This is a genomic window from Aeromonas media, from assembly GCF_000819985.1.
Classification (GTDB): domain Bacteria; phylum Pseudomonadota; class Gammaproteobacteria; order Enterobacterales; family Aeromonadaceae; genus Aeromonas; species Aeromonas media.
This window is the reverse complement of record NZ_CDBZ01000198.1, coordinates 113,946-124,151: the sequence shown is the minus strand read 5'-3', so window position 1 is coordinate 124,151 and position 10,206 is coordinate 113,946. Positions and strand designations below refer to the sequence as shown.

Genomic DNA, 10,206 nt, shown 5'->3' with positions numbered 1-10,206 from the left:
CCCTTTCGCATTTAAGATGGTGGCCTGGGGCAGCTCAAGCAGGCCGGCGGCCGGCGCCTGCCCGGCAAGCTGGTGCACCCCTTCGATGATCTCCGCCAGCACCAGGTAGACGTACTCGCCGATGACGGCGCCGTGGACGAAGTTCACCGCCTCGCCGCGATTGAGCAGGAAGATGGTGCTGCCATCCGGGCGCGTGAGCGCCAGCACATGGGGGCACACCTCCTCGCTCGGCCAGGGCAGCTGGGAGAGGCAGAACGCGAACTCGTCATCCGCCGAGGTGACAGACGCCAGCATGGCCCCCGGGCGCAGTGCCTGCAAATCGGCGATGTCGAGGGAGCCATTGCCGGTGCAGCAGATCACCAGCTCGGCGCGGCCGAGAGCCTCGGCCTTGTTCACCAGCTTGAAGCCGTGGGAGAGCGCCTCCACCTGGCGCAGGGCATCCGTCTCCACCAGCTCCAGGTGCAGGTTGCGGCAGCGCAGCTCGCGGGCGATGCTGCGCCCCACCTTGCCATAGCCAAACAGGGCGGCCTGGCAGACATTGAAGGTGCGCCTCAGGGTGCGCGCCAGAGACTCGGCGGAGTAGACCACACTCAGGCCGATCTGGATGTCTTCCGCCTGCTTGAGGGGACTGCGCGCCACCGAGATGACGGGAGCGGCCAGCACCTCCTGCTCGTAGCGCTGATGGCCATTTTCGGTCATCTCCACCACCCCGAGAAAGCGCGCGCCGAAATGTTCGGCGAGAATCGCCTGGGTCTTGGCGAAGTAACCGCCTATGTCCAGGATGATGAGACGCTCATGGGGTTCCACCAGGGGGGCTATCTGGGCAATGACGCCCTCGGGATCCGAGGTCCAGTGGCGATTGAGCGGCAGCACTGGGTAGTGCTGCTGGGCCCAGGCAAGGGTCGGCCCGTGCACGGACTTCGGTTTGGGCAGGATGGCGCCGACGCGCCCCACCCCATCGAGCACCTGGATGAACTGGGGCCTGTCGGGAAGCAGGTGAGTCACCAGCAGGATGCAGAGATCCCCGAGGCGTCCCTGCTCGGTGAAATGGCGAAAAAACAGATGCTCAGATCCCTGACTGTGCAACTGTGGCCTCCTTAGCGTGCCGCGAGAAAGCAGGCAAACAGAACCCGGCATAGCCGGGTTCTGTGTGTGTCCAGATAATTGAAAATCCTTTTTATCTGAAAGCACCATGGGGCTCAATCTTTATCTACACAGACTTTGACTAACCCATCAATTTATAAGGTAATAGTCTGTTTTTCATGCAGAAATCAATAAAGTGATGCCTCTGGCCACACCCACCACAGACTCAAACCAGCACCAATCACCCCCACCAGGATAAGCAGACCCCAACGAGACAACCCCGGCCGTTTGCGCAGGGCCCACTCCAGAAGCGGCAGCAACACCACCAGCGGCACTTCCACGTACTGCCAGGCCAGCATCTGCACGAAGGCGAGCGCCAGCGCCAGGGCGGCCGGGGCCACCTTGATGCCCGCAAAGGCACCGAGCAGGGCACGGAAACCGGCGAAGGCGGCCAGGGCGCCCGCCAGCTGGGCGATCAGCAGGCTGCCATCGATGCCAATGACCAGCGCCAGCCAGATGAAGCCCAAGGTAAAGCCCAGCCCCTCCTCGCTGTCACCGCGCCAGCCCGTCCAGCCGAACCAGGCGATGGCGGGCAAGAGGGCCAGCCAGATGCGCGGCTCGATGTCGAGCACCGAGGCCAACCCCTGCCACCACACCAGGGCAGCGAGCCCGGCGAACAGTGCCAGGGCTATGCCCTTGTCTGCCAGTTGCAGCGCCACGGCGGGCACCAGCAGGCACAGCGGCAGCCACTGCCACGCCTTGACCGGCAGGCCATAGGCGCCGCCCAGCAGGCAGCCCACCAGCCAGAGCGCGAGCGCCCCCCACAGATAACCCAGCCGTGGCCAGCGCCATGACAGCAAAGCGGCCCCCAAAGGGGCCGCCAGGGTTTGTAGCAAGAGTGCTGCGTCCATTACTTGCGCACACCTTCGACGAACAGGTTGATGCTCATCTCATCCGGAATGCCCGGCAGCATGTAGTTCACGCCAAAGTCGCTGCGCTTGATGGTGGTGGTGGCGTTGAAGCCGCTGCGGTAGCCGCCCCAGGGATCCTTGCCTTCGCCGATGTGGACCATGTCGAAGGCCACGCCCTTGGAGACGCCGTGCAGGGTCAGGGTGCCCTTGAGCACGCCCTTGTCCTTGGTGCCTTCATAGCCGGAGCTGACGAAGGTCATCTTGGGGTACTGCTTGACGTCCAGGAAATCGGGACTGCGCAGGTGCTTGTCGCGGGCCTCGTGGTTGGAGTCCACGCTGGCGGCGTCGATTTCGAAGCTCGCCTTGGCGGCGGTCGGATTGGCATCATCCATGCTGAAGGTGCCGCTGAAGGTGTTGAACCGGCCGACCAGCTCGGAGAAGCCGAGGTGGCCCACCTTGAACTGGACTGTGGTGTGAGCCGCATCGACATCGTAGTCGGCCGCCATCAGGGGAGCCGCCATAAACAGGCAGGAAGCCAGCAGGGCCTTGGTCATTTTCATTCCGATCGTTCCTTCATTGGGGGGTTCACATCGATACCCGACATGCTAACCTCCGAGCAGGAATGGATAATCATCGATTTATTAAAATAATTATCAACCGAGAGTGGAATATGGATCAGATAGCCGCCATGCGCACCTTCATCAAGGTGGTGGAGTGCCAGAGCTTTACCAAGGCCGCCCATCAGCTCGGCATCTCGGTCGCCATGACCTCCAAGCTGATGCAGCAGCTCGAGGAGTCATTGTCGACCCGGCTGCTGTCACGCACCACCCGCCAGGTCAACCCCACAGAGGCGGGCCAGTTCTACTACCAGCGCTCCCTGGCCCTGCTGGCCGAGCTGGAAGAGACCCACAGCCAGCTCACCCACAACAACCAGCAGCCCCAGGGCACCCTCAAGCTCTCGGTGCCCATGGATTTTGGCTACCTGCACCTCTCCCCCGCCCTGCCGCTGTTTCGCGAGCGCTTTCCCGAGCTCAAGCTGGAGATAGAGTACAGCGACCGGCGGGTGGCGCTGGTGGAGGAGGGATTCGATCTGGCGCTGCGGATCGGCAACCTGCCGGACTCCTCCCTGGTGGCCAAGCCGCTCGCCACCATGAAGCTGGTGGTGTGCGCCAGCCCCGAATATCTGGCCCGCAGGGGCACCCCAAAGACCCCGGAGGATCTCAAGCAGCACGACTGCCTCATCTATACCCTGACCCAGCCGGACTGGGTCTTCAAACGTAACCGTTCACCAGCCCCCCGTTGACAGTCAAATATGACGATCATCTCTTGATCCACTTTCGGGGGTTGATAGATCCTCCCAGTCCGTCAACATAAGTCCATGAACAAGAAAAAACTCTTCGAAAATGCAGCGCCTCAGGCGCACGACCTCCATGATGCCAACCGCATCATCCAGGAGCTATGGAACAAGCTACGCGAGTACGAGGACCGTCTGGCTCTCTCTTCTCGTAACTCGTCCAAATCACCATCCTCCGACTCGCCCGCGGCTAAGGCGGAGCGAAAAAAGTTGCGACGCCTCGTGGCCGAAATCAGGTTGGCGCTCAACCTGGACACCCGGGGCATCGACGAGAACTAAGTCTGCTGCAATCCACCGATCAGGTGGTTGCTTGCAAACCGGCATCCTGCTGCGCTGAATGTGGCGGAGAGGTCGTGGCCAATGCCGCGCCATCCTTCCGTCACCAGGTGTTTGAACTGCCCAAGTTGCCGCTGGAAATCACCGAATACCAGGTATTCCACGGCCACTGTCAGCACTGCGATGCGCTCAGCAAAGGCGAACTGCCCAATTCGGCACCCAACGGCCAAATGGGACCGCGGTTGCTTAGCCATATCGCCGTGCTAGCAGGGAAATATCATCTGAGTGTGCGCAAAATTCAGAGTTTGCTGCACGATCAGTACGGCATGACCTTTTCGGTGGGCGCCATCTCGGAAGCCCAGGGGCGTATCAGCTCGATGCTGACCCCCATCCATCAAGCGCTGAAGCAACATATTCAGAAGGCGCCGATCATCCATGCCGATGAGACCACGCATCAGCGCAATGGCGAGTCGAATACCCGGTGGTTGTGGTTGATGGCCAGCAACGATGCGGTGTTCCAGAACATTCGTTACTTCCGCAGTCAGGACAATGCCAAGCATCTGCTGGGTTCGGCACCCCACGGCGTTGTGGTTACCGACCAGTGCGCCAGTTACCACTGGCTGGATCCGACACGGCATCAATTCTGCCTGGCGCATGTCCAGCGCAACCTGCAAGAGATGGCGGATTATGGCGGCGGCGGTCAGACAGCCTACCTAGGACATCGGCTGGTCGTGCTGTTGAAGACGGTCTTTCGCACCCAGCACCGTTACGAGTCGGGGCTGATCGGTGAACAGATCAGACTCAGACGGATGGAGCGATTACGGCGCAGTATCAAGACGGTACTGTGCAAGGGTGCCGAGGTTCCCGTGCGACGTTATGCCGGTCGCTGCCAGCATATTCTCAAGTATGAAACCGGGCTGTGGGTATTCTTGCAGCATCCAGGGACACCGCTGACCAACAACGAGGCGGAGCGGTGTATTCGCGGCAGTGTGATCCTGCGGAAGATCTGTTTCGGCACGAGTTCAGACCGGGGAGACAAGTTCCGCTCGCGGGTGCTGTCGGTGATTGAGACGAGCAAGAAGCGCCAGCTGTCGGCACTCGAAGTGCTGTGCCGGATCGTCACAGCGGTCATGACAGGCCAGCCCTATCCTGACGTATTCAACCTGACCTCGGCTTAGTCAAGCCGGGGCCGGTGAACGGTTACCTTCAAACGGGATGGGGAGCAGCTAAGTGTGCGCCCGCAAGGGCCCCTTCGCGCCAACAACGGGGTGGCCCTGACCCGGGCCGCCTGCGATCACCAGGGCATCATATTGCAGCCCACCTTCATCGTCGGGGATGCGCTGCGCTCAGGCGCCTTGGTGCCCCTGTTGCCGGAATGGGAGAAGGGACAGGTGGGGCTCTATGCCCTCTATCCGCACCGCCGTTTCGTCTCGGCCAAGGTGCGCTGCTTCATCGAGTTCGTGCAGGAGCGCTACCTGGCCCCCCACTACTGGGACAGGGAGGTGTGAACTAGCGCGCTGGACCGGCCGGCAGTGGCAGCTCGGCCACCAGCAGCAGATCGCGCAAAGTCAGCTGCCAGCGCGGCAGGCGCCGCGCCAGGGTGGCAAGCTGCTCCTCGCCAAGCGCATAGGGCAGGGTGATGTGCAGGCAGTGGCAATCGAGCATGGCCGCCAGTTGCAGGATCAGCGTGAGGTTGGCCTCGTCCGTCTTGCGCTTGTTGATGCGCTTGCCGAGCTCCTGGCGAAAGTGAGTCTCGGGATCCTGGGTCATCGCCTGCCAGCCGTAGCCGAACAGCGGGACCAAGGCGCTGACGATGCCAAGGGCGGTGAGCGGCTGCTTGGGAGGATGGTAGAGGGCATTGAGGTCCAGCAGTATGGGGCTTTGATGGGGCTCACGACTGCCGGATAAAATAGTATTACTCATTGGATAACCTTATTGATTCCTCTATACTTCGCCGCATCTTTGACCTGACATGCCAACGAGGTGCTGATGCTAAGCGATATCGAGATCTCCCGCCAGTCCCCCCGTCTCTCCATCCAGGCACTGGCCGAACGCCTCGCCATCCAACCCCACCAGCTCAGCCCCCAGGGCCACCACAAGGGCAAACTCAGTCTCGAGCTGCTCAAGTCCCGGCCCGGACGGGCAGGTCAGCTGGTGCTGGTGAGCGCCATCACCCCCACCCCCCTTGGCGAGGGCAAGACGGTCACCACCCTCGGCCTCTCCATGGGCCTCAATCACATAGGCCAGCCCAGCATAGCCACCATACGCCAGCCGAGTCTTGGGCCGGTATTCGGGGTCAAGGGGGGCGCCGCCGGGGGCGGACATGCCCAGGTGGTGCCCATGGAGGAGATGAACCTGCACCTCACCGGGGACTTTCATGCCCTCAGCGCCGCCCACAACCTGGCGGCGGCGGCCCTGGATGCCCGCCTGTTCCACGAGCAGAAACTGGGCGAGCAGTTCAGCGCCAGGACAGGCCTCTCGCGCCTCGAGATAGACCCGGCCAACATCCTCTGGCCGCGCACTCTGGATATGAACGACCGCGCCCTGCGCCACCTCACCCTAGGCCAGGGCGGCCCCGCCGACGGGGTGGAGCGCTCCGATCGCTTCGTCATCACCGCCGCCTCCGAGCTGATGGCCATCCTGGCGCTCGCCAGCGATCTGAAAGACTTGCGCGCCCGCATCGGCCGCATCCAGCTGGCGCTGGACAACCGCGGCAACCCCATCACCGCCGAGCAGCTGGAGGTGGCGGGCGCCATGACGGTGCTGCTCAAAGACGCCCTGCAGCCGACCCTGATGCAGACCACGGAGCAGACCCCGGTGCTGGTGCACGCAGGGCCCTTCGCCAACATCGCCCACGGCAACTCCTCCGTCATCGCCGATCGCATCGCCCTGGGCCTCACCGACTATGTGGTGACCGAGGCGGGCTTTGGCTCCGACATGGGGCTGGAGAAGTTCTTCAACATCAAGAGCCGCCAGTCCGGCATCACCCCCGCCTGTGTGGTGCTGGTGGCCACGGTGCGCGGCCTCAAGGCCAACAGCGGACTGCTGGACATTCGCCCGGGCCAGCCGCTGCCGGCGAGCCTCTTGGGGGAAGATTTTCCCACCCTCAAGCAGGGCTGCGCCAACCTCGCCTGGCATATCCAGAATGCCCGCCGTTACGGTGTGCCCGTGGTGGTCGCCATCAACCGCTTCCCCACCGACAGCCAGGCCGAGCTGGATCTGCTGGCCCGCGAGGCGCTGGCGGCCGGTGCCTGTGACGCCGCCATCTCCCACGCCTTCACCGACGGGGGCAAGGGCGCCAGCGAGCTGGCCCGGGCCGTGGTCGCTGCCTGCGAGCAGCCGAGCCAGGTCAAGCTGCTCTACCCAAACGAAATGAGCCTCGCGGCCAAGCTTGCCACCCTGGTGGAGTGCGGCTATGGCGGACGCGGAGTGCGGCTCTCGGACAAGGCGCGCCAGCAGCTGGTCCGGCTCTCGGCCGAGGGCTGGGATCACCTGCCCATCTGCGTGGCCAAGACGCCGCTCTCCATCAGCCATGATCCCACCCTCAAGGGAGTACCGACGGATTTTGAAGTCCCCATCGACGAGGTGAGGCTCTGCGCTGGCGCCGGTTTCGTCTATGCCCTGGCGGGCCCCATCATGACCATGCCGGGGCTGGGCAGTCTGCCTGCCTACCGCCATATCGATATCGATGAGAACGGCGAGATAGTCGGCCTGAGCTGAGCCCTTCCACAACGCCAGAAACAACAAGGCCCCGCCGATTGGCGGGGCCTTCTGTTATCCGTGGGTCAAGGCTCAGAGGGTGAAGCGCTGGGTCATCTGGTGCAGGCTGTTGGCCAGCTTGCTCAGCTCGACACAGGCCTGGGCGGTCTGCTGCGCCCCCTGGGCGTTCTCGTCGGCGGCATTGTGGATGTTCACTATGCTGCGGTTGAGCTCCTCGGTCACCGCGTTCTGCTCTTCGGTGGCGGTGGCGATCAGGGTGTTCATGTCGCTGATCTGGGTGACGGCGCCATTGATGCTGTCGATGCTACCCCCCGCCTCCCGTGCCAGCCCGACGCTCTCCTGCATCTGCTGACGGCTCAGTTGCATGGCGTTGCCCGCTTCGGCGGTGCGCTCCTGCAACAGCGCTATCATCTTGCTTATCTCGGCGGTGGAGGCCTGGGTACGCTGGGCCAGGGAACGCACTTCGTCCGCGACGACCGCAAAACCACGCCCCTGCTCGCCGGCCCGGGCCGCCTCGATGGCCGCGTTGAGTGCCAGCAGGTTGGTCTGCTCCGCGATGCCGCGAATGACATCCAGCACCATGCTGATGCTGGCGCTGTCCGCTTCCAGCTGCGACACCACAGTGCCCGCCTGCTCTATCTGCTGCGAGACCTGCTCTATGCTACCGATGGCGCTGCGCACCACCTGATTGCCCTGGGTCGAGGTGCGGGAGGCCTCCTTGGCCGCGCTCATGGCATCCGTGGTATTGCGGGCCACCTCATTCACGGTGGACTGCATCTCGTTCATGGCGGTGGCCACCTGGGAGACCTCGCTCTGCTGGCTGGCCATGCCCTTGGCGGACTGTTCGGAGATGGCGCTCACCTCCTCCACCGCGCTGCTGAGCTGGCTCACCGAGCCCGCGATCTCGCTCACCAGGCTCGCCAACGCCCCCTGCATCCGGTCGATGGCAGAGCCAAGCTGACCCAGCTCGTCGCGGTTGAAGCGGCTGGTGCGGATCCACTCCTGCAGCTCACTCTTGCCGAGATCGCCGCTCGCGATGCGCTGAGCCTGACGGGCCAGCATGATGAGCGGGTCGCGGATCTGGCGGGTCAGCACCACGGAGAGGCAGACCACCAGCACCAGACCGACCAACAGGGACAGGGTGACGCTCAGTTTGGCGGAATCATAGGCCGCCACCACCACCTTGCGGGAGGCATCGGCATAGCCATGGTTGATGCGCACCAGGTCGCCCACCGACTTGGCCAGGTTGGTGTAGAGGGTGACCCCCTCCCCCATGAAGAGGTGCTGAGCCTCGGCCATCTGCCCTGAGTCCTGCATCTGCCGGATGCGCTGGTGCAGGCCGAGGTATTTCTCCCAATCTGCCTTCACGATGTCGAAGGTACGGCGCTCCTCCAGATCCTCCGCCCAGATGGTGCCATCGTGGGCCGTTATCTGGCGCGCGGCCTCCTGCAGGCTCTTCTCGCTCTCATTGCGGTAATGGGCCTGCTGCTGGGGATCGTCCGCCACCAGAAAAACATCCAGCTCATAACGGCGCACCGCATTGATGGTCTCGCCCAGGGTGCTGGTACGCACCACGGCGGGCAGGATACTGTCGGTAAAACCGATGGCAGCCCGGTTCATGGTGCTGAATTCAAGCAGAGAAAAGCCGCCTATAAAGGCCATCATCAGGCCGAGTACGGCAAAGCCGGCGGAGAGTTTCTTGCCTATCGTCATGGTGTTCATGGCATGTCCTGCATATGGGTCATCAAGTGGCATTCGTCGGCGCCGGCCCCTCGAGGCACGAGCACGCTAGCTGCCATCCATAGCAGTCATTCAAATCTCATCCGTATCGGCACGAAAGATAGGGCCAAACGGGTGTCAAACAGGCCATCCCGCGGCACGGAGAGCTGTATCGGCCAGCGCGGGCATCACTTTAGGATTTTTTCAGAAAAAAACCGGGGCAGACGGAGGGAAGAAGTCGGGGCATGTCGGCGCGACATGCCCCTGGGTGACTAGCCTTTCAAGCCACCGAGAAACTCGGCACGGGTGTCTGGCTGGGTCTTGAAGACCCCACCGAGGGAGGTGGTGGTGGTGTAGGAGGTCGAATCCATCACGCCGCGCGCCTTCACGCAGAAGTGGGTCGCCTTGATGCTGATGGCCACGTCCTTGGTGCCGAGCAGGGTCTGCAACGCCAGCAGGATCTGCTGGGTGAGCCGCTCCTGCACCTGGGGACGGCGGGCGAAGAACTGCACTATGCGGTTGATCTTCGACAGCCCGATCACCTTGCCACGGGGGATATAGGCCACGTGGGCCAGCCCGTCGATGGTGACGAAGTGGTGCTCGCAGGTGCTGGTGAGGCTGATGTCCCGCACCATGATCATCTCGTCCACCTTCATCTTGTTCTCGATCACTGTCACCTTGGGGAAGGTGGCGTAATCGAGGCCGGAGAAGATCTCGTTCACGTACATCTTGGCGATGCGGTGCGGCGTTTCGGCCAGACTGTCGTCGGCCAGATCCAGCCCCAGCGTCTCCATGATGGCGCGCATGTGGCCTTCGATTTTTTCCTTCTTCTGCTGGCCGTTCAATTCATTGGCCACCAGAGGTGTCTCGAGGCCCTGGGCCTCGAGCGCAGCCCTGACCAACAGGGCTTCCTGGCTTAAGCTCGTCATCTTGTTTCTCTCCCACGCTCAGGGACTGTGCTGGCCATCGACATGGTGTCGTGGCGCAATCTTACAGGGCGATTATTGTCATAATTCAGACTAACTCAAGCCCAACACCTGACTTTATGCCAAACCACCCGGTTTTACCCTGCGGCCCCTTCCCCGTTCGGGGGCGCCTGGCAGACAGTCCGGCACTTGGCATGCAGGCGTCCCTTCCATGCCA

Annotated in this window: 8 protein-coding genes and 2 pseudogenes; 4 read left to right on the top strand and 6 right to left on the bottom strand. The window is 62.8% G+C overall.

All coding sequences use genetic code 11. The features are described from left to right. From BN1127_RS17430 to BN1127_RS17420, 3 genes are all read right to left on the bottom strand, one after another. A partial coding sequence (locus BN1127_RS17430) for an adenosylhomocysteinase (RefSeq protein ID WP_042650268.1) occupies positions 1–1,086 on the bottom strand: 1,086 nt, incomplete at its 3' end. Positions 1,087–1,271: 185 nt separating this feature from the next. Then, positions 1,272–1,994 carry a hypothetical protein gene (locus tag BN1127_RS17425; RefSeq protein WP_042650267.1) on the bottom strand — a complete coding sequence of 241 codons (723 nt, stop codon included), beginning with the start codon at positions 1,992–1,994 and terminating at the stop codon, positions 1,272–1,274. Then, a complete protein-coding gene (locus BN1127_RS17420; RefSeq protein WP_005325488.1) occupies positions 1,994–2,554 on the bottom strand; it encodes a YceI family protein in 561 nt (186 codons plus the stop codon). The genes BN1127_RS17425 and BN1127_RS17420 overlap by 1 nt, the downstream gene beginning before the upstream one ends. Before the next feature lie 110 nt (positions 2,555–2,664). On the opposite strand from BN1127_RS17420, the pseudogene BN1127_RS17415 reads away from it, so the two are divergent. From BN1127_RS17415 to BN1127_RS17400, 3 genes and pseudogenes are all read left to right on the top strand, one after another. Continuing rightward, positions 2,665–3,276: pseudogene (locus tag BN1127_RS17415) on the top strand (LysR family transcriptional regulator); the annotation flags it as partial. A 96-nt stretch (positions 3,277–3,372) separates the two neighbouring features. Next, positions 3,373–4,802 (top strand): IS66-like element ISAeme23 family transposase gene (locus BN1127_RS17405; RefSeq protein ID WP_103244595.1). Its coding sequence is split into 2 segments (ribosomal slippage): positions 3,373–3,559 and positions 3,559–4,802, totalling 1,431 coding nucleotides; the frame shifts between segments, so codons are not numbered across the junction. Positions 4,803–4,829: 27 nt separating this feature from the next. Continuing rightward, positions 4,830–5,132, top strand: a pseudogene (locus tag BN1127_RS17400) (LysR substrate-binding domain-containing protein); the annotation flags it as partial. A gap of 1 nt (position 5,133) precedes the next feature. Here BN1127_RS17400 and BN1127_RS17395 read toward each other — a convergent pair. Beyond that, entirely contained in the window at positions 5,134–5,547 is a 414-nt protein-coding gene (locus BN1127_RS17395; protein WP_005325492.1) for a hypothetical protein, read from the bottom strand. A gap of 66 nt (positions 5,548–5,613) precedes the next feature. Between BN1127_RS17395 and BN1127_RS17390 the strand changes: the two genes are divergently transcribed. Next, positions 5,614–7,344: a formate--tetrahydrofolate ligase gene (locus tag BN1127_RS17390; RefSeq protein ID WP_041206120.1), complete on the top strand. Its 1,731-nt coding sequence runs from the start codon at positions 5,614–5,616 to the stop codon at positions 7,342–7,344. A gap of 72 nt (positions 7,345–7,416) precedes the next feature. On the opposite strand, the gene BN1127_RS17385 is transcribed toward BN1127_RS17390, so the two are convergent. Together BN1127_RS17385 and folE are read right to left on the bottom strand one after the other, a co-directional pair. Beyond that, positions 7,417–9,066: a methyl-accepting chemotaxis protein gene (locus BN1127_RS17385; RefSeq protein WP_005325496.1), complete on the bottom strand. Its 1,650-nt coding sequence runs from the start codon at positions 9,064–9,066 to the stop codon at positions 7,417–7,419. Positions 9,067–9,335: 269 nt separating this feature from the next. Then, positions 9,336–9,992, bottom strand: coding sequence for a GTP cyclohydrolase I FolE (gene folE / locus BN1127_RS17380; protein WP_005325498.1), 657 nt, complete (start codon positions 9,990–9,992; stop codon positions 9,336–9,338). Positions 9,993–10,206 lie beyond the last annotated feature (214 nt).

Excerpts from the sequence above, each read along its gene's own strand:
- folE (WP_005325498.1), bottom strand. The coding sequence starts at position 9,992 with ATGACGAGCTTAAGCCAGGAAGCCCTGTTGGTCAGGGCTGCGCTCGAG.
- BN1127_RS17395 (WP_005325492.1), bottom strand. The coding sequence starts at position 5,547 with ATGAGTAATACTATTTTATCCGGCAGTCGTGAGCCCCATCAAAGCCCC.
- BN1127_RS17390 (WP_041206120.1), top strand. The coding sequence starts at position 5,614 with ATGCTAAGCGATATCGAGATCTCCCGCCAGTCCCCCCGTCTCTCCATC.
- BN1127_RS17420 (WP_005325488.1), bottom strand. The coding sequence starts at position 2,554 with ATGAAAATGACCAAGGCCCTGCTGGCTTCCTGCCTGTTTATGGCGGCT.
- BN1127_RS17425 (WP_042650267.1), bottom strand. The coding sequence starts at position 1,994 with ATGGACGCAGCACTCTTGCTACAAACCCTGGCGGCCCCTTTGGGGGCC.
- BN1127_RS17385 (WP_005325496.1), bottom strand. The coding sequence starts at position 9,066 with ATGAACACCATGACGATAGGCAAGAAACTCTCCGCCGGCTTTGCCGTA.